Source organism: Streptomyces sp. B5E4, assembly GCF_039871555.1.
Lineage (GTDB): Bacteria > Actinomycetota > Actinomycetes > Streptomycetales > Streptomycetaceae > Streptomyces.
This window is the reverse complement of record NZ_JBDPMI010000013.1, coordinates 126,246-149,521: the sequence shown is the minus strand read 5'-3', so window position 1 is coordinate 149,521 and position 23,276 is coordinate 126,246. Positions and strand designations below refer to the sequence as shown.

Sequence of the window (23,276 nt, the reverse complement as noted above, 5' to 3'; positions counted from 1 at the left end):
GTGGCCGCGCGGCGATAATCGCTTGCGTGTCCGGTCGCCGAACAGCATCGTGTGTACGGTGAGTGACGACGAAGCACCCCAGCGGTGGACCGAGGCCAGCGTCTACCCCGACATGTGGGCGGACCCCGACAAGGACCCCCGCAACAACGACTCCAGCCCCGACGGCGAGTTGGCCACGTTGCAGGACTTCCTGGTCAACTACCGGCTCACGCTGCGGATGAAGTGCGACGGGCTGACCGCGGAGCAGTTGGCGCGCCGTTCCGTACCGCCGTCGACCATGTCGCTGCTCGGGCTCATACGTCACCTCGCCGAGGTCGAGCGGGACTGGCGCAACTGGGTCGTGCCGGAGAACCCCGCCCCCAAGATCTACGGCGAGCGCGACGCCGACTTCCACGGCGCCGCCGCCGACCAGGCGCTCGTGGACGCCGCCTTCGCCGACCTCGCCCGCGAGCAGGCGGAGTGCGACGCGGTCCTGGCCGCGTACACCGACCTGGGCGCCCGGCTGCCCAAGGACGGCACGTCGCTGCGCGAGCTGTGGGTGCACCGCGTGGAGGAGTACGCGCGGCACTGCGGCCACGCGGACCTGCTGCGCGAGTGCGTCGACGGCCGGGTGGGGCAGTAGCGTCGCGCAGTAACTGAAGTGGCGTAGCCGGGGCGAGGCAACCCGGCGCGGACCCCATCGCGTTCGACGAGTGTGCGACGTGAAGTGGGGACCGGATGGCAGGCGCAGGATGCTGAGACGGGGCGCGGCCCAGCCGCCGGGATTCGAGGAGTTCGTGGCGGCCCGGGGGCCGCGGCTGCTCCGCGTGGCCTGGCTGCTCACCGGGGACGCCCAGCTCGCCGAGGACCTGCTGCAGACCGTGCTGGCCAAGGTGTGGCCGAAGTGGGAGCAGATAGCGGACGGCAGCCCCGAAGCGTACGTCCGTACCGCCATGGTGCACACCAACATCTCCTGGTGGCGCCGCCACTGGTGGGGCGAGGTGCCGCACGGCGAGCTGCCCGACACGGCGGCCCCGGCGGACGAGTTCGCGCAGGTGGACCTGGAGCAGTCGCTCGCCTCCGCGATACGGCGCCTGCCGCCGCGGCAGCGCGCGGTGGTCGTCCTGCGCTACTTCGAGGACCTGAGCGTCCAGGACACCGCGGCGACGCTCGGCTGCGCGACGGGCACCGTCAAGAGCCAGTCCGCCAAGGCGCTGCGCACGCTGCGCGGACTGCTGCCCGAGGCCGAGCTGGTGGAGGGCGGTGAGTCCGGTGGCCGGGAACGCGGCTGAGACGGCGGGGCCGGGCGAGCCGGCCGCGTCGGCCGAGGTCATGGAGTCCGCCGAAGAAGAGCGCGCGCTGCGCGCACTGCTGGAGCGGGCCGTCCCGCGGCCGGCCGCGCCCGCCGAGCGGATGGAGCGGATACGGGGCCGGGCACTGCGGCGCCGCCGCCGGCGGTGCGCGGTGTGGGGTGCGACCGCGACGGCCGCGGCCGTCGGCGTCCTGCTGCCGCAGGTGCTCCCCGCCACCGACGCCCCGGCCCGCCCCGCCTCTCCCGCCGCGGGCGCCGGGACGCCGGAACAGCGGGACGCCGAGACCCGGTTGACCGAGCTGTCCGACCTCACGCTGAAGGTGCCCGAGGGCTGGAGCAGCCGCACGGTGCGTACGGACTCCCCGAGGGGCGAGTACGTCGGCTACGTCGCGAGCCTGTCCCTCAGCCCCTCCCCCGAACCCTGCCCCACCGGCGCGGACGGCACCTGCACCACCCCGCCGCGTGAACTGCCCCGTCGCGGCACACTGATCACGCTGCAACTGCTCTACGGGCCGAAGAAGGCGGACCCCGCCCTGCGGGCCCGCGAGGTCGGCAAGGCGTGCGTCGTCGCCGGCGGCACCGAGGAACTCTGGGCCGTACGCAGCCCGGCGGGCGCGGCGGAGGGAGTCCAGGTGCTGGCCACGGTATGCCTGGCAACCCCGGCGACGGGGGACGTCGCCGAGGCCAGCACCGTACTCGGCTCGATGCGCTTCGACCCCGCCGAGCAACCCCGCCGACCGAAGCGGACGGACCGCTGATGCTGCCTCGACGCCGGATGTTGTACGCGACCGGTCTCTCCCTGCTCGCGGCGACGGGCTGCACGGACGGGGCCCCGCCCCGTACGGACGCGGACTCGCCCCGTACGGACGACAAGCCGCCGCCCGCCCCCGCGCCGACCCGCTCGCGCGTCGCGGCAGCGCCCGCGCGACTGCCGCGGGACATACCGGGGCTGGGCCCGCGCACCCGCGCCCGCGTCCCCGCCGGTGCCCGCCAGGCCCTCGTCGTCACCGGCACCTCCCGCCGTTCTTCCGACTCCACCGCCGTGCTCTACGAACGCGGCCCCGACGGCTGGCGTACCGGCCCGGCCTGGCCCGCCCACAACGCCCTCCGCGGCTGGACCCACCACCACATCGCCGGCGACCTCCGCACCCCGACCGGCGTCTACGGCCTCACCGACGCCGGCGGCCTCGACCCCGACCCGGGCACGAAGCTCCCGTACGACCACGGCCCCGCCTTCACCGCCACCGGCCGCGGCTACGAGGGCGAACCGCTCGCAGGCTCCTTCGACTACGTCGTGGCGATCAACTACAACCGCAAGCCCGGCACCACCCCGCTCGACTGGACCCGCCCGCTGGGCGACGGCCGCGGCGGCGGCATCTGGGTCCACGTCGACCACGGCGGCCCGACGAGCGGCTGCGTATCCCTGGCCAAACCCCACATGCGCACCCTGCTACGGAGCCTGGACCCGCGGAAGCACCCGGTGGCGGTGATGGGCCCGGAGAACTGGCTGGCCGGTTAGGAGCGTTCCGAAAGATCCAAGCCGGACTGGCTGAGATTGGTCAGAATGCCCGTCCGGCCAACTTCGGCTGCGAAGCAAGAGAACCAGCCATATCTGTCCCTTCTGTTTACCGGGGCACCGCTCGGCGGCAGCATGGGCGGGCACGTGAACGGCGCGCTGCGCCGCGGAGTGAGACCGCCGGGAGTGCTGGTGAATCACGAGTGGCCGCCGTCCACCTTTCTCGGCAGGTTGCGCAGCGCGACGCGTGAAGAACTCCTCGCACAGGGCACCTTGATCACCTATCCGGAGCACCGCGAGCTGCTACGCCAAGGCGAAGACAGTCGGCATGTCCTGTTGATCACGAGTGGCGTCGTGAAGGTCGTCGCCAGCGCAGAGAGCGGCTACGAGATGCTGCTCGCCATCCGTCTGGCGGGTGACCTGGTCGGTGAGATGGCCGCGTTCGAGGAGCGCCCCAGGTCCGGCAAGGTGGTTGGGTGCAGCACGGTGACGGCGCGGATCATGCAGGTGGGGGCGCTGGAGACGTTCCTTACCCGGCACCCGGACGCCATGCGTGCCATCCTCCACATGTTGTGTGCCCGGCTGCGCTGGGCGAACCGGCGCCGGGTGGATTTCCAGGCGTACAAGGCGCTGACCCGGCTGGCCCGGATGCTGGCCGAGTTGACCCTGGCGTACGGCCAGCCCGAGCTCGACGGTGGCAAGCGGTGTGATCTCCCCGTGACGCTCACCCAGGCGGAACTGGCGTCCCTGGCCGGTGTGAAGCTCCGCACAGCGGAAAGCTGTCTGGCCCAACTGCATGACATGGGGCTGGTGGAACGCAGCTACAGGAACATAACCATCTGTGACGTTCCGAAGTTGATGGAATTCGCCGAACTTCTTGCCGAGAACCCGTACTGATACGGAATCACTCCACGCGTGCGCTCCTAGCCTGCTCGGGCAGCACTTCGTGGGCAGTGTCGCCCATTGCTTGCCAGAGAGGAAATGATCGGGTGATCGAGTGGTCCGGGTTCCGTCCCTGCACGTGCATAGCCGTGGACGCGCAGTCCTACGGCAGTAACAACGACCGTAGCCAGTCCGAGATCCAGCACGACCTGCCGCGGCTCCTCGGCCGTGCCGCAGCCGGCGCAGGCCTGGACCGTGCGAACTGGCAGATCCAGCGAAAGGGCGATGAGCAGCTCGCTGTGCGCCCCGTGGACGGCTCCGAGCCCCGCCTGGTCGACGATTACATCCGCCATCTCGTCTCCGCTCTGCGCGAGTACAACGGCCGACGAGTGCCCGAGGAGCGGATGAGGCTGCGTGCGGCCATCCACCAGGGACCGGTGGAACTGGCCGACAACGGCTTCGCGGGCACGGCCGTGGTGGCCACGGCGCGCCTGCTGAACTCCGCCCCGCTCTACGACGCGTTGGCGGCCCACTCCGACGCCGACCTCGTGCTGCTTGTGTCCGACGACGTCTTCCGCGCCACGGTGGCCGGCGGTCACACGACCCTGTCGCCAACTGACTTCACCCGCCACAGCGTCAGGGTCAAGGAATACGAGGCCACCGCCTGGCTGTACGTACCCGGGACCGCGGAGCCGGGGGGGCCCGCGGCGGACCGGTCGCAACCGGCCGCCGCGGGCAATCCCCGCCCGGGAACGGGAACGGGTGGCGAGTACCGCGCCGACAAGATCAACGTCAGCAACTTCGCCGGCCCCGTGGACGCCCGGAACTCCGTCTTCGGTTTCGGGAGCACCGGTGGCTGACGCTGCGGACCCTGATGCGGGGACGGCCGTACCGCCCGCCTCCGTAGCGGAGGGCACAGGGTCGTCCACGTCGGACCGACCACCCGCTTCGGATGTGCCGCCCCCGCAGGATGCCTTCGGCGAACTGCCGGATTCCGGGACGGAAGCCCCCGGCCCGGACGCCGGGCCGGAAGCGATCCCCGAGCCACGGCCCGCCGAGCGGGACGAGCGGGAAGAGGACGGCCAGGGCTACGACGATCTGCGCCGCGTCCACCAGATCGTCAACAACAACTTCCATGCCGGCGTCGACGCTGCGGGGGCGGCGTTCGGCTTCGGTGCCGCTTCGTCGCCCGGACTTGCACCCGGGAACATCGAGCCCGAAGAGGCGGACCGGGCCCTGAGGTTCCATCTCCCGCCGCAGCCGTGCTTCGACGAGGCGCTGGTCAAGCTGCGCGAGGACGCGCTCGTCGTGCTCATCGGTCCGGACGACTGCGGCCGGGGCACAGGCGCCTTCGCCCTGCTGCGGAGCATCCTGGGCAAGGACGCCAGGCTACGTAGTCTGTCGCCCGCCAACGCCCTGGCAGACCTGGCCGCTTCGCGGGATCTCAAGCAGGGGCAGGGCTACGTCATCCTCGACTACGTCGGCGAGTTGCACGTAGAGGCAGTGCAGGCTTACGCGATCAGCCGGCTGAGCCAGGAACTGCGTCGCAAGGGGTCGTACCTGGTAATCACGGCCGGGGACTCGACCCGCCGACGGCTGGCCCTGCGCGATCACTGTGTGCCGTGGGGCGCCCCGGAGCCCCTCGAACTCTTCGGACACTGCCGGGCGATGCTGCCCCCGGCCGTTGTCGAGCCGGCCACCGAGGAGGAGTTGCTGGCGCGTATCGCAGAGCAACGGCGGCCGGCGGACGTCGCCGCCGCGGCCTTCACCCTGTCCCGGGAAGGTGCGGCGGCGGCGCTGGAGACCCTGCGGGACCGGCACCGGGAGCAGGTCGACGAATGGTTTCGCAAGCGGCCGCCCGCGGGAGATCTGCTTCCGCTCGCGGCACTGGCCTTCCTGGAAGGACTCCCGGAGCGCACCTTCGAGGCCCACTACGCGGACCTAGCCGCCCTCGTACGTGCCTGGGAACAGAGCGGTGAGGCGCCCGTCGCGGAGCCGGACGCACCGACCGCGACGTCGCTGGGCGGAACAGTGGCCGATCAGTCCCGGGCCCGTTGGCGGGAGTTGGCGGCGGGGCTCGTAACGACTGCAGACCGGCCCGCGCCGAGCGGTGACGCCGACCGCAGCGAACGGTGTCTGGTCTTCGCCTCGCCGCGTATCCGCGAACTGGTCATCGCGAAGCTAGACGAACTGTACGGCTACCCGCTCTGGTATCCGCTGCGGCGCTGGCTGAGCGAGCTGGCTCTGGTCGGCGACCTGGAGACTCGGACGGAGCTGGCCAGGGGCGTCGCGCTCCTGGCGCGTTACGCGCTGGTCGAGGTTGACGAGAACCTGCTGACGGTGTGGTCCGAGGGCCTCATCAACCAGAGGGTGGCGGCCGCGCTGACGCTCCAGTTCATGTGCGACATCGAGCGTCTCGCTCCGCAGGCATTCAAGATCGCCGTGCGCTGGGCGGACAACAGCGGACCCAGGCGGGCGGCGACGGCGGCGATGGCGCTGACCGGCCCTCTGGGCTCGCTCTACCGTCTGGATACGCTCAAATGGCTGTGGTTCCTGATACACCGAGGCGAGAGGATCGCGTTCTCGGCTCGGTGTTCCTTTGTCCTGCTGCTGCAGACGAGTGAAGAGGAGCCCGAGCGCGCTCTGCTCATCCTTCGGTACGTACGGACTATGGTCCTGCACGCGACACCGGGTTCCCGGGAACGCGCGATCGCACTGGCCGTAGCCGTCCAACTGCTGGAAGCGACCCGGCTGGAGGCCCCGGAACCCGTCACCGCGGTGCTGCTGCGCTCCGTACCGGACAGTCCCCGCCACCTCGGGGCTCTGTGGGCGGAGGTTCTGCACAGCAGGAACCGCAGCCGCGCGATCAGCGCACTGTGCCGCACGATGGTGCAGTTGCGGGACGACTCGTCCGTCACCGGCGCCGTGCGCGAACTCGGCGAAGCCATGCGGTCCGCCATGACCCCGCGGCAGTGGGCGGCTCTGCGCCACCACCTGTCCCTCGTGCTGAAGCACCCCGACTACGCGATCCCCGGTGCCCGCAGGCTGGCCCAGATCCTCGTCGGATCGATGCGTGGCCGGTTGTCGGCGGACCCGCGGCCCCGCCACACCCTTGTCGACCCCATCACTCCCTTCTCGTCCGTTCAAGGAGGCACAAGCAAGTGAACTACCCGGTCATAGCGGAGCACATCCTGGCCACGGTGCAGAGCGGCTGGTGGTCCCGGCGCCGCCGCCGCGAGGACGTGCCGCCGCTGCCGCCCGGCGCGGTGTACGTCTTCAGGGTCGGCGGGAACTACCGCACGTTCCCCGACGGGATGGTGTTCGACCCCTCCCACCCCGACGTGCTCGACGCGTCCTCGGTCAGCCTGGTCGACTGCCGGGCGAGGCTGGTCAACGTCGAGCGCCAGCTGCCGTCGTTGAGCGAGGCGGACAACTTCACCCTGCGGGCGTCCTTCACCTGCCAGGTCACCGACGCGACGGTCATCGCGCAGCGGGGCACCCTCGACGTCACCGATGCACTGCGTGCGTACCTGATGGGCGACAGCGACCTGCCCCGGGTGAGCGCCGGCCACCGTGTGGAGGAGGTCAACGCGGTACGCGCCGAGGCAGGCCACCGGATGGCCGCGTACAGCGCAATCGTGCCCCCGCGGGTCGCGGGCATGAGCGTCGAGTTCGTCAGTGCCGAGGTGCACGCATCGGACGACCTGCGTGACTGGGAGCAGAAGCTGCGCGACGAGCGTCGCGCCCAGGAACTCCAGCGCGGCCAGCGCGACTTCGAAACCCAGGACGCTCTGCGGATCGCCGACCTGCTCTCCCAGGGCTCCGACCACGCCGACGCCTTCGGTATCGCACGGCAGGAGATCGGCGTCACCGACGCGGCGGCGCGCATCCATCGCAACAGCTCGGAGGAGACGGCCCGTCGCCATGCGGCCGAGACGTCCGAGCGGACCCATGCGCAGGCGCGGGAGACCGCGGAGGCGCAGATGCGCCGCGAGATGGTGCTGACGCTGCTACGCCAGATGGGCAACAGCGAATACGTCGACTACCACCAGGTCCTGGAGCAGGTCCTCCGTGACACGGGAGGCCAGGCTGCCCCGGGCATCGGGGGCCCCGCGGATCCCTCCCGCATGGTCGAGCAGGGAAGGTCGTCCGAGCACAAGGCAACCGGCCGGAGCAGTGCGTACGACCCGCAGGGTGGCTTCGTCGGGGACGAGGACGATCTCGTTGACTGACTCTCTTACGACCCCGGTGAGCGCCTCCACCGACGCTGCAGAGGAACGGGGCTCCGGCGACGAGGCGGCATTCCGTGGCCGCGTCGGACGGGCCACGGCACACACCAAGGAGGCCGAGCCCCGTACGGGTGCCGGCGGCGCCCCGCCCCCCGGGCGGACCGTCCGCCGTCCCCCCGACCTCGAGGTCGCACGACGGCTGCGGATGCTGACCGGCGTCGACGAGGAACTGCTGGCCAGGGTCAAGTTCGAGCGGAGCAAGTACACCGCCCTGGGCGGGGTGGTACTCGGCACGTCCGTCATCGCGGCGTTCTCCATGTGGAACTTCGCGACGGAGGCTCTCGGCAGGGTCTCCGCCCTGGCCCTGATCCCGACGCTCATCTGGATGCTGTTCGTCCTCAACCTCGACCGCTGGCTGGTCACCCCCCAGCCGAACGCCCGGCGCCGGGTCGGGCCTCTCATCACCCGACTGCTGATTGCCCTGCTACTCGGCGTGGTGATCGCCGAGCCGCTGGTGCTGCGCATCTTCCAGACGGCCATAGAGGAGCGCGTTGCGGATGAACGTACGGACGCCATCGACGAGTTGCGTACGAAGTTGGTCGCCTGCAATCCCGTACCGTCCACGACGAAGGAGGCCGCCACTCCGAAGGGCTGTGACAGCAGGTCAGTCCTCTCCTTCGCGGGGACGCCCGGCGAGCAGGCCGACCATCTGGCCGCCCTGCGCTCGGACGCCGCCGCCCTCCAGAAGCGGGTGGACCGGGACACCGCCAGGCTGGAGGCCATCGACTCCGAGGTGCGGAACGAGTGCCGCCGGCTGGTCCGCATGGCGGACACCGGGCTGTACCAGCGCACGTCGGAATGCCTGCGATTGCGGGAGAAGGCACAGGACTACCGGACTACCCACCGCACCGACGAGAACGAGACACGCCTGGCCGAGATGAACAGCAGCATCTCGCGGATCGAGGCCGATCTGACCACGTCCCGTGGCAACTTCCTCCAGGCCAGGGACACGGAGATCGATCGAAGGCTGGAGGACGAACGTGCCAAGCAGAAGGAGATCGGTGTCCTGGAACGGATCCGGGCGCTCGACGAGCTGGCGGCCGGGAACCCTGTGCTGTTCGTCGGCATCTGGCTGGTCCGCCTGCTGTTCGTATTCCTCGATATGCTGCCTGTGCTCGTGAAGTACCTGAGCGGCGACAGCTCGTATGACCGGATGCTGACCAGCGCGAGCAACAGTGCGGTCAAGATTCACGGTGAGCAAGTCCGGCTGGCCGAGCGCCGGGCGATGGCCGACCTGGAGATCGCCCAGGACACCATCGAGCAGGAAGTGCGGCGCCACCGCGCGGAGTCGGAGGCCGCGTCCCGCGAACACGCGGCGGCGATGAACATCCGGGTCCGGCAGGCAGTCAGCGCGCTGGAGGACGAAATCCGTCGCTCGGCGAAGGTCTGACGCATCCGCAGCACCGGGACCACAGCACCACGGCCGCTCCGCCCGCCGGGGCGGCCGCCGCCCGCCCCGAGGGGAAGGGAGGAGCCATGTCCCCGTCCAGTGGTGATGCAGACTCGGCCCCGGACACCGACACCGGTGCGGAACTCGCCCGGCTCATGCTGTCGGAGACCCGCGAAGAGCTGGTACGCGCCGACAACAAGGCCGGTCTCATGCTGGCGTCCCTGGGGGCAGCCCTGACCGCACTCCTCGGCGCCGTCGGCAGCGGCACCATCGCCCCGCGGCAGTACCCGGTCGTCCCGCAGCTCCTGCTCTGGCTGGGCTGCGCCGCCTGCGTACCGGCACTTGTCCTGCTGGGACTCGCCATCACGCCGCGGCTCGGAGACCCCCGGTCTTCTCGCGCCCACTACTTCGGCGACGCCAGGCTGGCGATGTCAGTCGTGCACTTGGAACGTATGGTCCGCCGCACCGATGCCATGACCCGGGACCTGGGCCAGTTGGCGGTCCTGTCCCGGACCGCCTGGACCAAGTACCGCTGTATACGTCACGCGCTGGTCTGGGGCACGGTCTTCGTCGTGCTCGTGCTGCTGGGGATAGTGACGGGAGGGGGATGAGCAGACGGCTATCGTGTGCTGACGGGCAGTGAGTGACCGATGGGGGCGGGAGGGGTGTGTGATGACGGATCCGGTGTCGTTGGCCGCGATCTCCGGGGTGCTCGGCGCGATCGGCATGGGGATGGCCAACGAGGTGGGCCGGGCGGCGTGGGAGACCACCGGGGCGCTGGTGCGCAGGGCCGCCGGGCGGGAGGTGCGGGCGCCCGGGCGGGCCGCGGAGGTGGAGCGGGTGGCCGCGCTGCTGCGGGAGGGGGCCGCGCGCGATCCCGAACTCGCCCGGATGTGGGAGCGGTTCGCCGCGACCCTGCCGACCGGCTCCGGCCCCGGTTCCGCGGGCACGCCCCGGCTGCCCGCCGCGACGCGGCACTTCACCGACCGCCGCCCCGCGTTACGGTTGCTCGACCGCGAGGCGGACCGGACGTTCGACGGTCGGCCGCGGGTGGCGCTGCTGCACGGCCCCGAGGGCATCGGGACCACCGCCACGGCGCTGTACTGGGGCAGCAGGCGCGCCGAGGACTTCCCCGACGGGCAGGTGCACGTCGGCCTGCACGGCTGGTCGTCGCAGAGCGCCCTCGGCCCCGCCGTGGTCGCCGGCCTCCTGCTGCGCGAGCTGGGACTGCCGGCGGAGGAGACGCCGCACGCCGCGGACGGGCGGCTGGACCTGTGGCGGCGGCTCGTCGCCGGGCTGCGGCTGCTGGTCGTCCTCGACCACGCGTACTCCGCGGCCCAGGTGCGCCCGCTGCTGACCTCCGCGCCCGGGGTGTTCACACTCGTGACGGCCCGTCATCCGCTGCCGGGACTGGACGCCGTGCCCGTGGCGCTGGGGCCGCTGGCGGCGAAGGACGCCCGGCGCCTGCTCACGCACTTCGCCGGGCCGGAAGCCGTGGCCGCGGCGCCGGACACGGCGAAGGACCTGCTGGTGCGCTGCGCGGGGTCGCCGTACGCGCTGCGTACGGCCGCACCGCTGCTGTCGGTGCACGGCGATACGGCGCGGGGTGCCGCGGAGGCGGCCGGGCCCGTCGCCGCCCTGACCGAGTCCGCCTACCGCGCGCTCGCCGCGGACGCCGCCCGGCTGTACCGGCTGCTGGCGTTACGGGACTGGCCCCACGTCGACGCCAGGACCGCCGCCTGGGCGACGCAGCCGGCCCCGGCCCCCGACCCGGCCCCGTCGCCGGACCGTGACCCCGACACGGCGCAAGCCGCGGCCCTCCTCGGCCTCCTCGCCGACCGCGGTCTGCTGGAGCCCGCCGGCACCGAGCGCTACCGCTTCCGTCCCGCCGTACGCCGCCACGCCGAGTTGCTCGCCCGGCACGAGGACGGCCCGCACGCCTGCGCCGAGTCGCTCGCCCGTGTCGTACGCGGCTATGCCGGCCTCGCCGAGGACGCCGCTCACCAGGCGCTGCCGGAGAGTTGGCGCGTACCGGCGCCGTCGAGGCCCGGTCCGCCGCTGGGCAAGGCCGAGGCCCTCGGCATCCTGGTGGGGGAGGCGGCGAACGTCTTCGAGGCCGTGCAGGCCGCCGCCGACGCCGGCGAGAGGGCCGCGGCCGTACGCCTCGCGCGCGCCCTCTGGCCGCTGCAACTCAAGGCCGGCCGGCACGCGGAGGCCGTTCCCGCGCTCCGCACGGCCCTGCGCCTCCCCGCGCCGGAGAGCGAGCCGCGCGCCACCGGCCTCCGCGACCGCGCGGCCCTCCGCTTCCAACTGGCCATGAGCCTGATGGAGCTGGGCGAACACGCCGAGGCCGAGACCGAGTTCCGGGCCGCCGCCGAGGACGAGCGGACGGCGGGCCACATACGCGGGCACGCCTCCGCGGTCGAGGCACTGGGCCTGCTGCGGCTGCGGCAGTGGGCGGGCCGTGAGGCGCTGGCCCTCTTCGACCGGGCGGACACGCTGTACGGGACCATCGCCCCCGGCGAGGAAGGCCATGCCGACCTGCGCCGTGCCCGGCCGCTGCTCGTGCGCCACCGCGGGCGCGCGCTGCGCGTCGACGGCCGCTTCGAGGAGGCGATAGCCCTGCTGCGTACGGCCGTCGGATCCTTCGAGGAGATCGGCGACGACTACAACCGCGCCCGCGCCCTGACGGACCTCGCCGAGACCCACGTGCTCGCCGCCGCGCCCGCGGCGGCCCTGCCGCTGATCGACGAGGCCGTCGCCCTGCTCGACGCGCAGCTGGCCGAGCACCCGCTGGCCTACGCGCGTTCCGTACGGGCGCGTTGCCTCACCCCCTGAGCGGGGCGACGGTCACGCGGTGCTCGCGCGCGCCTGTACGAACCAGCAGGCCGTGCTCCGCGAGGGCGGCCGTGCTCCGGCCCGTTGCCAGCCAGGCGTGCAGGGCGGAGGCGTACGCCGCGGGGTCGGCGTCGGCCGCCCCGGGGACGGCGGTGAGTGCGAGCGCGTCGCCGGCGCGGGTGCGGACGGTGCAGTCGCCGGGTCCCGTGACGTACGCGGCGAGGGCGCAGTGCGCGTACCGCCGCAGGGTCTCCGCGCACCAGGCGGCGGGCGAGCCGAAGCGCGGGTCGTCGGGGGCGCCGTGGCGAAGGATCACGTCGGCCAGGTCGAGGCGGCCGGGGTCGCGGGTGTCCTCGGGCACGGCGGTGTGCACGGCGGTGTGCGCCGCGCCGTCGCCGCCGGGCTCGTACGCGGGATCGGCCCAGCGGCGCAGCACGACCGCGCCCGCACCCGCCCCGGCGGGCAGCCGGGTGAGCACCCGCATCGGTGCGGTGCGGTGGACCGGTTCGTACGCGGGCAGCGGCAGCGGTTCCAGCAGCGCGGGCCGCTCGGGCTCGGGCAGCTCCATCAGCCCGTAGAACAACTCCCGCAGGCGGCCTGCCGACTCCCCCGGCACCGACGAGGTGAACCGTGCGGGACCGGGCTGCGGCCGGTGGCCGGCGATCAGCGCGTCGACCTGCGCGGGCAGCGGCGCGAACGGGTCCAGCCGCGGCGAGTCGGCGAGGAAACCGGCCAGCGGCGCCCGGGGGTCGACGTGTTCGAGGGGCGCGGCCGCCAGCACCACGGGCACGCCGAGGGCCGCGGCGTAGTACGTGACGGCCCCGTGGTCGCCGACGACCGCGTCCGCCGCGAGCAGCGCCTGCCGCCAGGCGCCCAGCGGATCGACGAGCGCCAGCCCGCCGCGCCGGGCACCGTCGAGCCAGGACCGCACCTGCCCGGGGCCGTGCCCCTGCCAGATGTTGGGGTGCAGGACGACCGCCACCCGGTACTCGTCGGCGGCCAACTCGCCCGTCAGCCGCGGCAGCAGGGCCGGCAGCACGTCACCCGCGCCGCCGTCGCCGAACAGCCCCTCGGGGTTCCACGTGGCGGACACCACGACGAGCCGCTGCCCGTCGCGTACGCCCAACGCCCGCCGGAACCGGTCCCGGTGCCCGCGGGCGGCGAGCATCCGGTCGAAGCACGGATCCCCGGCCAGCACCGCGGCCCCGGCCGCCTCGGGGCACGACTGCCGCAGGCGCTCCGCCTGCTCGGGGTGCGAGAGCACGAACGCGTCGGCCACTGGCCGTCCGTCCTCAAGCAGCCACTCCGGCGCCAGCCCGAAGACGGGAGCCCGGCGTCCGGCGTCCGGCGACCGGCGACCGGCGACCGGCGACCGGCGACCTGAGCCTCTTAGTGTATCCAACGCCATGCGAAAGAACTGCCAATTTGCCGTGCAATGCGGCTATTTGACCACCCAGGCTTGCGGAGACGGCCAGGTCGACGGGCGTACGGACCGCCTGCTCCCACGGCAGCACCGGCACCCCCACCGCCGCCAGCAGCTCGCCGACGCCGCCCTGGAACGGCGAAGAACCCGTGCACGTCGCCAGCATCTGCACCCGCAGGTCGTCGTCGAAGAGCGGCATCACGTCAAGCAGCCGGGTGGCCGACGTGACGTTGTGCACGACGAACAGCACCCGCCGGCACCGCCCCCGGGAAGCCCACCGCCGAGCCCCTTCCCCCACCGGAACCCGTACCCAGCCCTCCCGCGCCTCCGCCATCCAGCCCCCCACGGCCTCACCGCCACCCCGGCGTGAACACGCCACCCTAGACGCTGCGGTGCGGCACCGGCAGACGACGGCCGGCCTGCTGAGGGGGTGGCGGAGTCTGTTCTCACCGCGCCGGGCAAGGCGCGGCCGTCAGCGGCGGGTGTGGCCGAACAGGGCCATGGCCTCGTCGAGCCGGACGCGGGCCCAGTCGTACTGCTTGCTGTCGGTGTGGCCGCGGTAGACCGTCTCGATGACCATGATCAGCATCAGATGGAGGCAGTACAGGCGGCGGCGCATCTGCTGCGTCGGGGTCAGCTCCGGGTGGCCGTAGCCGCGCATGAACGGCACCGGGTGGCCGAAGGCCGCCATCTGGGTGCCCGCGAAGCCGGACTCGATCAACGGGTCGCCGAAGAAGGCCCGCTCGTGGTCGATGACCCCGATGATCTCGCCGTCGCGCACCATGACGTTCCCGGCCCACAGATCCCACTCCACGAGACGCGGCTCGGTCACCTCGTCGAGGCTGCCGGCGTGGGCGTCCACGACCGTACGCACAGTGTCGTAGCCCCAGCCGAGGTCGACGCCGCGTCGCTCGCCGTCGGCGAGCACGTCCTCGACCATGCCGGTGAACACCCGCCGCCAGCTCGGATCACCGGGCCCGGCGAGCGGCCCGAAGGCGTCTCCGCGCAGCGAGTTGATCTCCCGGTTGGCCGCGCCGACCTGCTCCATGAGCGAGTCCCGTGCGGCGGCGGGGAGTTCCTTCGCGATGACGCCGAGGTTGTCGCCGTCGATGTACGGCATGAAGAAGTACTCGGCGTCGCACAGCTCGCGGCTCCGGTCGGCGAAGTCCACGGCGGGAACGGGCACGGAGGTGCGCGTACGCAGCAGCTCCAGCATGCGCAGCTCGACGGACATGGCGCCCCGCTCGTACGTCATGACCTCCACGTGCGGCGACGGCGCGATCTTCACCACGACCTCGGCCCCGTCACGCAACCGGATGCGGTACGCGACGTTGAACCACCCGTGCCCCAACTCGACGGCCCACCCGCCCCCCACGGGCACCCGGCCGGCCCCGTACGCACGCTCGACCATGGCGCGCAGAGCGTCGAGTGACTGCCTGTTCTTGGTGATGCTCTCCACACCCGTTCCCTTCGCCGACTCCGCCTCGGAGAGAGGTCGATCGGGCGTCACACGTCGGCGTGCTCGGAAGACAACCGGCCGGCGCGGAGACCGTCGGCATGCGGCCAGATGGCCAAGGAGAGCGAGGCGAGGTACGTGCCCCGCGTGCGGATTCGACGCTCGTCCCAGGTGGTGGCCCAGTCGCTGATGTCGGCGTTCGGTGGCGCACTGAGCAGGGTGCCGTGTGTCAGGCGTAGCAGGCTGTGCTTTCCGAGCCATTGTCGCTTGTTCTCCCAGGCCATGTTGCCCAAGGTGGGATTCAAGCGGGCGGTGACAAGGGTCAGGTTGCCCAGTGCGTGGACCAGTTCGTCGCGGTCGGCTCCTTCGGACGGATCGTTTTCAAGGGGCGGCCAGTTGTCGCGCCAGCTCTGCGGCATGACGTGCTCGATGGTCAACTTCGCACCCGCCTGCTCGCCGACCGGGACGGTCAGCTGTTCGGTGTGGTCAGTGCGCAGCTCGTCCTCCAGCGCTTCCAGGAGGACGCGTACGCTGCGGCGGACCAGGCGGGAGTAGAGGGGGTCCTGTTCCAACGAGGCACGGAACTCGTGGTCGCTTGGCCAAAGACGGTGGTGGCCCTGCATTGCCGAGAGGGACCGGATGATCGCTTCGTCCGCACGGTCTGGTTGCCGGACTGCGGCCGTGACCAGATCACGGAAGACGTTGTTGTAGTCGCGAGTGCTGAGATTGAGCACCGCCCGGCGAACGAGATAGCTGTCGATGGCGCGGATCGCCCGTCGACGGCGCTCCAGTGACAGCACGGACTCGTCCAGGCCGTAGAGGAAGAGGAGCAGGGGCATCGGCGTGGAGGTCTGAAGTACCTTCATGCGATACAGGAACCGGCCCTCCGTACCGTGCAGCGGGTGGTCGTCGATGAGGTCGTAGATCTCGGCATATCGCGTCAGCTCAGCAAACACGTCTTCCGTGGGGACGGCGGTCGAGAGGAGCCAGCGCTCGAACTCCTTGAACAGGGCGGAGGCGGTGAACTCAAGCTGCGTGCGCATGGTGAGCCAGTACGTCAGGAACACGTCGAGGCGGCTTCGTGTAATTCGGCCGGTCGTCTGTTCCACGCGCCATTCGTCCTGGTCGAAGGGTGCCCAGTACGTCCTGTAGAGCCGGTCGACGTCTGCTCCGGCGTGTTCGGCGTTGCGGAACAGCAGGTTCTTGATCAGGTCTGCGTGCTCCAGCGGTGTACCGCGACTGTTCAGCGTTTCGAAGACGACCTGCGCGTCGTCGTGCTCTTCCAAGTCACGGGGAATAGTCCGGGTAGCGCGTTACGGCCGGGGCGACGGACCCGGCCACTCACTTCTTCCCCGAGCAGGGAGGCGAGACCCGCTTTTGCATTCGGGCCTCGGCGTCAGCAGCCACCCCTCGGCGCACAAGGATGCTCCGCAGCTCGCGGACGTTCCTTGCCCTGTTCGAGCCGTGTCGCGGAAGTGACCATATGGCCCATGTCGCCTCCCTGTTCCTTGCTGCCATGATCTGTCTGCCCGAGCGTGTGAGCGGCGACGCCTGCACCGCCCATCGCTCCTGGTCAGCGGTGCCCCGCGGGACCCGTCCCCGTTCCACGAGTGCACCGGGCGCGAGCGGTTGCGGCCGTGTGCGCGGGTGAGCGACCGTGATTCACCCGACGGCGGGCCAGTCACGGGCATCGGGTCACACCAAGAGTCTGTTGACGTCGCTAACGTAAAGTTGTTGCATGGTGACGGCTTCGCGTGTACGTTTCTGTGGACGTTCCCGTCTGTCACGATGGGCAGGCCCGTCATACGGGGACCAGCGGGACGGAGCCGTACGGGAGGCAGCGGCAATGAGTGGGGATTCCGGGACGGTTGCGGGGCGGTTCCGGCTGGTGGGCCACCTGGACTCGGGGAACATGGGCGAGGTTCACCGCGCCGAGGACCTGGCCGCGCCCGAGGGCTCGCCTGCACGTGTCGTCGCGCTCAAGCTCATCCGTCGTCGCCGCTCAGGCACGCTGGTGCAGACGCAGGCCGATCCGCACGCGGTGGCGAGATTTGCACGCGAGGTGCGCATCATGCGTCTGCTGAGCCACCCCAACCTGCCCCGCACCATCGACGGGGGAGTGGACGAGGCCAACGGCGATCTGCCCTTCCTCGCCATGGAGTTCCTGGACGGGTACCCGCTCGCTGATCTCATAGCGGAAGAGGGCCAGTTACCGGTCTCCTGGGTCGCCGCCATCGGGGCGCAGATAGCCGACGCCCTGGCAGCCGCGCATGCCGCCGAAGTGGTCCACCGGGACCTCAAGCCCCGCAACGTGATGCTCACCCGCGGCGGCGCGGTCAAGGTCCTCGACTTCGGGATCGGCCGCATCGTCGATGACCCCGACGGCACCAGGCTGACCAGCACGGGAGCGACGGTCGGCACGGCCCGCTACATGGCACCGGAACAGTTCGAGGCCAGCCTCGTCACCCAGGCCGCGGATCTGTACGCACTCGGGTGCGTGCTCCACGAGATGTTTCTGGGGAACCCGCCCTTCGTGGGCAACAGTGACTTCGACTTCCGGGACAAGCATCTCTACCAGGAGCCGACACCCGTGCGGCTGCTTCGCCGGGACGTGCCGGAGGCACTGGCCCGCCTGGTGGATCTCCTCCTCGCGAAGAAACCCGCCGACCGCCCGGCCGACGCCGTCGCCGTGCGGGAGACGTTGCTGCCCTTCGCGACGGAGGGCGTCTCGCTCCCCGTCTGGCAGGACTTCGACCCGGTGAAGTGGCTGGTGCGGCCGGCCGAGGACGCCGTCACGGAGAAGCCCTCCGGGACGACCACCCCCGAGCCCGCGAAGCGGCCTCTGTCAGGTTCCGCCATGGACGTCTTCGGTGTGCACGCGAAACTCATCGACGACTACCGCTCCTTCACCGAGGGCGGCACGGTGATCCGCGACGAACGCGTCAGGGACTTCGTGAAGAGAGACCTCGACGCCAAGTCGCAATGGCCCAACCCCTGGCTGTCGCTGAACCCCTTCTTCGCCTCCTCCGGAACCGTCGCCGAACTGGCCGCCCAGAACGTCCTGCACAGCGAGTGCGCGAAGATCTTCCAGGCAGGTAAGGCCGAGAACTCCACCGTGTGCGACGGCCGCCCGCTCACTCTGCACCGCCACCAGCGTGCGGCGATCGACGCGGCGGCGGCCGGCGTCTCCTATGTCCTGACCACAGGCACCGGTTCGGGGAAGTCCCTCGCCTATATGGTCCCGATCGTCGACCGCGTGCTCAGGGAACGGCAGGAGGCCGGGCCCGACGCCCCCGGGCGGGTGCGGGCCATCATCGTCTACCCGATGAACGCCCTCGCCAACAGCCAGCTCAAGGAGCTGGAGAAGTACCTGCGCAACGGTTACGGAGAGGGCAACGAGCCCGTCACCTTCGCCCGATACACCGGCCAGGAGGACGACGAGACCCGCCGCCGGATTCGCAGGAACCCGCCGGACATCCTGCTCACCAACTACGTGATGCTGGAACTGATGCTCACCCGGCCCGACGACCGCGACAGCCTCGTGGCCATGGCCGAGGGGCTCCGGTTTCTCGTCTTCGACGAACTGCACACCTACCGCGGCCGGCAGGGCGCGGACGTGGCCCTCCTCATCCGCCGGGTGCGCGACGCCTGCCGCGCCGACGACGTGCAGTGCATCGGCACCTCCGCGACGATGTCCACCGAAGGCAGCCTGGAGGACCAGAAGAACGTGGTGGCCGACATGGCCACCAAGCTCTTCGGTACGAAGGTCAGCCCCGACCACGTCGTCGGTGAGACCCTCGTCCGGGCCACCGGCGAGCCCCCTTCCGCCGTGCCGGCCGACCGCCTGGCGGGAGCCGCTGCCCCAAGCGCCTACGCCGACCTCGTGACCGATCCCCTCGCGCGCTGGATCGAGACGTACTTCGGCCTCGGGACCGACGACGCCACAGGGCAACTCGTACGGCAGAAGCCCGGAAGGATCGAGGACGCAGCCGCCGAGCTGGCACGGCAGAGCGGCGTCGGGGAGGAGCGGTGCGCGGACGCCTTGCGGGAAACGCTGGAAGCGGGCTCGCAGGCGTACCACCCGGTCACGGAACGCCCCCTGTTCGCTTTCCGGCTCCACCAGTTCCTGTCCAAGGGCGACACGGTCTACGTCACCCTGCAGAGCAAGGCCGACCGCCACGCCACCCGTGACTACCAGCAGGTGCGGCCCGGCACCGACGGGCATGTCCTGATGCCGCTCGCCTTCTGCCGCGAGTGCGGTCAGGAGTACCTCACCGTGTGGCGTACGGAGAGGGACGGAGAGATCCGCTACGAACCGCGCCGCGACACCGCTGCCACGGGGGGCCGGGCGGGCGACGGCTACCTCTACATCGATACCGACCGCTACCCGGACACCGCCCCCTGGCCCCACACCTCGGAGGAGGCCATCGCCGACCGGCGGCTCCCCGAGTCCTGGCTGGAGATCGACGACAAGGGCCAGGAGGTCGTCAAGAAGTCCTACCGGGACCGGCTGCCGCGAGCCTTCACCGTCGATCCGTACGGCAACGAGTCCAAGGGCGAGCTGCACGCGGCGTTCATCCCCGCTCCGTTCCTGTTCTGCCTGCACTGCTCGGTCGCCTACGAGCAGACCCGCGGCAAGGACTTCGCCAAGCTGGCCACCCTGGACCAGGAAGGCCGCTCCTCGGCGACCTCGCTGATATCCGCGTCCGTGGTGCGTTCCCTGGACAGCGTGCCGGAAGCGGCGCTCCCCAAGGAGGCCCGCAAACTCCTCACGTTCGTCGACAACCGTCAGGACGCCTCTCTCCAGGCCGGCCACTTCAACGACTTCGTTCAGGTCACCGAGTTACGCGGGGCGCTGTACCGGGCCGTCGTCGACGCAGGACCGGACGGTATCCAGCATGAGGAACTGACGTCCCGGGTCGCCAATGCCCTCGCCCTGGACCCCACCGTCTACACCGGCGAGAGCGATCTGCCACCGCGCCTGGCGGCTGCCGCGGCCAGGACCCTGCGGGACGTGATCGCCTTCCGGCTCTATCTCGACCTGGAACGCGGCTGGCGCGTCACCATGCCGAACCTGGAGCAGACGGGACTCCTGGAGATCGACTACGCCGACCTTCCGTGGCTCGCGGACCGGGAGGACCGCTGGGCGAAGGCTCACCCGTCGCTGCGCGACGCCGACGCCTCGCTGCGGGCCGAGATCATGAAGGTGCTGCTCGACGAGATGCGCCGATCCCTCGCCATCGACGTGCAGTACTTCCGCGACGACTTCGACTCGCTGCAGAGCGCCAGCGAGGAACGGCTCGTCGACCCCTGGCGGCTCACCAAGAGCGACAGCCCCAAGGTCGCCACCGCCTACCCCCGGCCCTCCAGGCCCGGCATGGACCGCACCGGTCTCTTCCTGTCCGCGCGCGGCAAGTACGGGAAGTACCTCCGCCGTACGCACCGGGGGTTCCGCGACGGCCTGGACCAGACCGAACTCCAGACCGTCATCGAGGATCTGCTCAAGGTCCTCAGGAACGCCGGACTCGTGACCGAGGTGTCCGTGGCACCGCAGCAGGCCCGGTACGTCCGCAGGCCGGCGGCGACCGCCACCGGCTACCGGGTGTCCGCCGCCGCCATCATCTGGCGGGCGGGCACCGGCGAGACCGGGGCCCACGACCCCCTCACCCGTACGTACGCGAGCGGCGACGGGCCGCGCGTCAACGCCTTCTTCCGCCGGCTCTACCGCGAGGCGGCAGACGGCCTCTCCGGCCTGCTCGCCCGCGAACACACCGCCCAGGTCGCCCCCGCCGACCGGCAGCAGCGGGAGGAGGACTTCGGCAAGGCAGATCTCAAGCTGCTCTACTGCTCCCCGACGATGGAGCTGGGGGTCGACATCTCCTCGCTCAACGCCGTCATGATGCGCAACGTCCCTCCCACCCCGGCCAACTACGCCCAGCGCAGCGGCCGTGCGGGGCGAAGCGGCCAGCCCGCCCTCGTCACCACGTACTGCGCCACCGGCAACAGCCACGACCAGTACTACTTCCGCCGTTCGCATCGGATGGTCGCCGGCGCCGTCGCCCCGCCGCGCCTGGACCTGGCCAACGAGGACCTGGTCCGCTCCCACCTCCAGGCCATCTGGCTCGCCGAGGCCGGCCTCACGCTGGGCCGCGCGATACCGCAGGTCCTCGACATCGCCCACCACGAGTCGTCCGGCAGTCCAGCCCCCGGACTCGACCTCCTCGACGACATCCGGACCGCCTCCCACGACCCCGGCGCGCAGACGCGCACCATCGCCGCCGCCCGGCGCGTCCTCGGCCCACTGCTGCCCCGGTTCGGAGAGACGACCTGGTGGGACCAGAGGTGGATCGAGGACGCCGTACGCAGGGCCCCGCGCGACTTCGACCGGGCCTTCGACCGCTGGCGCGACCTCTACCGCACGGCCCTGGTCGACCAGTACGTGCAGAACAAGAGAGTTCTCGACCACACGCTGACCGAGAAGAGCCGGCGCGATGCCTTCCGCCGCCGGACGCAGGCGGAGACGCAGCTCAATCTGCTCAAGAACGAGAGTGCGGACAACCGGTCCGTCCTGTCCGACTTCAATCCCTACCGCTACCTGGCGTCCGAGGGCTTCCTGCCCGGCTACTCCTTCCCCCGGCTGCCGCTCGCCGCCTACATTCCCACGCGCGGCGGTCGGCACGGCGACGGCGACTACCTCCAGCGGCCCCGCTTCCTCGCCATCCGCGAGTTCGGGCCCGGCGCGCTCATCTACCACGAGGGCGCCCGCTACCAGGTCACCCGCATTCAGCTCCCGCCGGACTCCACCGGCGACATCTCCACCAGCGAGGCCCGCCGCTGCGCCCACTGCGGGTACCTCGACGAACCCGGGCAGCGCCGGGACACGTGCGAGATGTGCCAGAAGCCGCTGGGCGCGCCCACCTACGGCCTCCTGCACCTGCACACCGTCTACACGCGGCACCGTGAGCGCATCTCCTCCGACGAGGAAGAGCGCCGCAGGGCCGGTTACCGGCTGGAGACGTCGTACCGCTTCCGGCACCACGGCACGCGCCGCGGACGCCAGGACGCCCGCCTCGCGGACTCCGCCGGTGCGCTCGCCACGCTCACCTACGGAGACTCCGCCACGGTCCGTATCACCAACGTCGGCAGACTGCGCGCCAAGGACAACGAGCCGCCCGGCTACTGGCTCGATCCGGCCGACGGACGCTGGATGAACGAGCGGGACGCCTCCGACGCCTCCGGCGACTCCAGCGAGATGCCCGTCGTCGACGCGGACGGCAAGGAGAAGCGCCGGAAGAAGCGGGTCATCCCGTTCGTCGAGGACCGCCGCAACATCCTCGTCGTCACCCTCGACGAGCCACTGCCGGAACCGGTCGCCCTGACGCTCATGTACGCCCTGGAGCGCGGCATCGAGACCGCCTTCGAGCTGGAGGACTCCGAGCTGACCAGCGAGTTGCTGCCACCGGTCGACGGACCGCGCGACCGGCTGCTGTTCACCGAGGCCGCGGAGGGGGGCGCGGGCGTCCTGCGCCGCATCCAGGCCGAACCGGGAGCCCTCGCCAGGGCCGCCCGGCAGGCGCTGGCCGTCTGCCACTTCGACGAGCACGGCGAGGACGACGCGGGGCCGCAGTCCGACCGCCCCTGCGCCCGTGGCTGTTACGACTGCCTGCTCACGTACGGCAACCAGCTCCACCACGGCGCGATCAACCGTCACGACGTCACCGACGTGTTGCTGCGGCTCGCGTCGGCCGTGGCCACGCGTGAGAAGCGCGGTGAGACCAGCACGGAACAGCACCTCAGGCTCATGACCGCCGCCGCCACCGCTTCAGCCCCGGCCGCCGCAAGCGGTCCGGCCGAAACCACCGCACCGGTCGAGGCGGAGTTCCTGGACTGGCTCAGGGACCATGGCCTCCGCCTGCCCGACGAGGCGGGGGTCACCGTCTCCGGGGCCGATGCCCGCCCCGACTTCGTCTACCGGATGCCGGGCGTCAACCTCGCGGTCTTCGTGGGCGGCGAGGACGGCCCGGGGCGGGACGAGGACGCCGAGGACCGGCTGGACGTCGCCGGCTGGGACGTCATCCGCTTCCCCAAGGGCGGCGACTGGGAAGCCATCGCCGCCGAACACGCCCACTACTTCGGCCCCGGCCCGTCGCGATGACGACCCACCCGCCCCGCTTACCCCGCCCGGTCACCG

General features: G+C 71.3%; 16 protein-coding genes. 12 read left to right on the top strand and 4 right to left on the bottom strand.

Annotation, left to right across the window (positions count from 1 at the left end; all coding sequences use genetic code 11):
• Positions 1-58 precede the first annotated feature (58 nt).
• The 11 genes from ABGA99_RS19020 to ABGA99_RS18970 all read left to right on the top strand — a co-directional run bounded on the left by ABGA99_RS19020 (position 59) and on the right by ABGA99_RS18970 (position 12,206).
• Positions 59-622 carry a DinB family protein gene (locus ABGA99_RS19020; protein ID WP_347578497.1) on the top strand — a complete coding sequence of 188 codons (564 nt, stop codon included), beginning with the start codon at positions 59-61 and terminating at the stop codon, positions 620-622.
• Positions 623-731: 109 nt separating this feature from the next.
• Entirely contained in the window at positions 732-1,271 is a 540-nt protein-coding gene (locus ABGA99_RS19015) for a SigE family RNA polymerase sigma factor (protein ID WP_347578498.1), read from the top strand.
• Positions 1,252-2,049, top strand: a complete 798-nt coding sequence (locus tag ABGA99_RS19010; protein ID WP_347578499.1) for a hypothetical protein — start codon at positions 1,252-1,254, stop codon at positions 2,047-2,049. The genes ABGA99_RS19015 and ABGA99_RS19010 overlap by 20 nt, the downstream gene beginning before the upstream one ends.
• Positions 2,049-2,810, top strand: a complete 762-nt coding sequence (locus ABGA99_RS19005) for a L,D-transpeptidase family protein (protein WP_347578500.1) — start codon at positions 2,049-2,051, stop codon at positions 2,808-2,810. The genes ABGA99_RS19010 and ABGA99_RS19005 overlap by 1 nt, the downstream gene beginning before the upstream one ends.
• A 45-nt stretch (positions 2,811-2,855) precedes the next feature.
• On the top strand, positions 2,856-3,704 hold the full coding sequence (locus ABGA99_RS19000) for a Crp/Fnr family transcriptional regulator (protein WP_347578501.1): 849 nt from the start codon (positions 2,856-2,858) through the stop codon (positions 3,702-3,704).
• Between the two features lie 92 nt (positions 3,705-3,796).
• Positions 3,797-4,549, top strand: a complete 753-nt coding sequence (locus ABGA99_RS18995; protein WP_347578502.1) for a hypothetical protein — start codon at positions 3,797-3,799, stop codon at positions 4,547-4,549.
• 94 nt (positions 4,550-4,643) lie between these two features.
• On the top strand, positions 4,644-6,854 hold the full coding sequence (locus ABGA99_RS18990) for a hypothetical protein (RefSeq protein ID WP_347578503.1): 2,211 nt from the start codon (positions 4,644-4,646) through the stop codon (positions 6,852-6,854).
• The gene (locus ABGA99_RS18985; protein WP_347578504.1) at positions 6,851-7,921 is read left to right on the top strand and encodes a hypothetical protein; all 1,071 of its coding nucleotides are present in this window, start codon (positions 6,851-6,853) and stop codon (positions 7,919-7,921) included. The genes ABGA99_RS18990 and ABGA99_RS18985 overlap by 4 nt, the downstream gene beginning before the upstream one ends.
• Positions 7,914-9,368, top strand: a complete 1,455-nt coding sequence (locus ABGA99_RS18980) for a DUF4407 domain-containing protein (protein ID WP_347578505.1) — start codon at positions 7,914-7,916, stop codon at positions 9,366-9,368. The genes ABGA99_RS18985 and ABGA99_RS18980 overlap by 8 nt, the downstream gene beginning before the upstream one ends.
• 86 nt (positions 9,369-9,454) lie before the next feature.
• Positions 9,455-9,979 (top strand): Pycsar system effector family protein, encoded by a 525-nt coding sequence (locus tag ABGA99_RS18975; protein ID WP_347578506.1) that lies wholly within the window; start codon positions 9,455-9,457, stop codon positions 9,977-9,979.
• 61 nt (positions 9,980-10,040) lie between these two features.
• The gene (locus tag ABGA99_RS18970; protein WP_347583036.1) at positions 10,041-12,206 is read left to right on the top strand and encodes a tetratricopeptide repeat protein; all 2,166 of its coding nucleotides are present in this window, start codon (positions 10,041-10,043) and stop codon (positions 12,204-12,206) included.
• Here ABGA99_RS18970 and ABGA99_RS18965 read toward each other — a convergent pair.
• From ABGA99_RS18965 to ABGA99_RS18950, 4 genes are all read right to left on the bottom strand, one after another.
• On the bottom strand, positions 12,196-13,485 hold the full coding sequence (locus tag ABGA99_RS18965; protein WP_347583035.1) for a hypothetical protein: 1,290 nt from the start codon (positions 13,483-13,485) through the stop codon (positions 12,196-12,198). The two genes, ABGA99_RS18970 and ABGA99_RS18965, sit on opposite strands and share 11 nt — an antisense overlap.
• A 13-nt stretch (positions 13,486-13,498) precedes the next feature.
• The gene (locus ABGA99_RS18960; protein WP_047016565.1) at positions 13,499-13,879 is read right to left on the bottom strand and encodes a hypothetical protein; all 381 of its coding nucleotides are present in this window, start codon (positions 13,877-13,879) and stop codon (positions 13,499-13,501) included.
• A 222-nt stretch (positions 13,880-14,101) separates the two neighbouring features.
• Complete coding sequence (locus tag ABGA99_RS18955) at positions 14,102-15,088, bottom strand: aminoglycoside phosphotransferase family protein (protein WP_347578509.1); 987 nt, start codon at positions 15,086-15,088, stop codon at positions 14,102-14,104.
• Positions 15,089-15,135: 47 nt separating this feature from the next.
• Complete coding sequence (locus ABGA99_RS18950; protein WP_347578510.1) at positions 15,136-16,371, bottom strand: HNH endonuclease family protein; 1,236 nt, start codon at positions 16,369-16,371, stop codon at positions 15,136-15,138.
• A gap of 560 nt (positions 16,372-16,931) precedes the next feature.
• On the opposite strand from ABGA99_RS18950, the gene ABGA99_RS18945 reads away from it, so the two are divergent.
• Positions 16,932-23,240 (top strand): protein kinase, encoded by a 6,309-nt coding sequence (locus ABGA99_RS18945; protein ID WP_347578511.1) that lies wholly within the window; start codon positions 16,932-16,934, stop codon positions 23,238-23,240.
• Positions 23,241-23,276 lie beyond the last annotated feature (36 nt).

Excerpts from the sequence above, each read along its gene's own strand:
- ABGA99_RS19015 (WP_347578498.1), top strand. The coding sequence starts at position 732 with ATGCTGAGACGGGGCGCGGCCCAGCCGCCGGGATTCGAGGAGTTCGTG.
- ABGA99_RS19005 (WP_347578500.1), top strand. The coding sequence starts at position 2,049 with ATGCTGCCTCGACGCCGGATGTTGTACGCGACCGGTCTCTCCCTGCTC.
- ABGA99_RS19000 (WP_347578501.1), top strand. The coding sequence starts at position 2,856 with ATGCCCGTCCGGCCAACTTCGGCTGCGAAGCAAGAGAACCAGCCATAT.
- ABGA99_RS18975 (WP_347578506.1), top strand. The coding sequence starts at position 9,455 with ATGTCCCCGTCCAGTGGTGATGCAGACTCGGCCCCGGACACCGACACC.
- ABGA99_RS18970 (WP_347583036.1), top strand. The coding sequence starts at position 10,041 with ATGACGGATCCGGTGTCGTTGGCCGCGATCTCCGGGGTGCTCGGCGCG.
- ABGA99_RS18945 (WP_347578511.1), top strand. The coding sequence starts at position 16,932 with ATGAGTGGGGATTCCGGGACGGTTGCGGGGCGGTTCCGGCTGGTGGGC.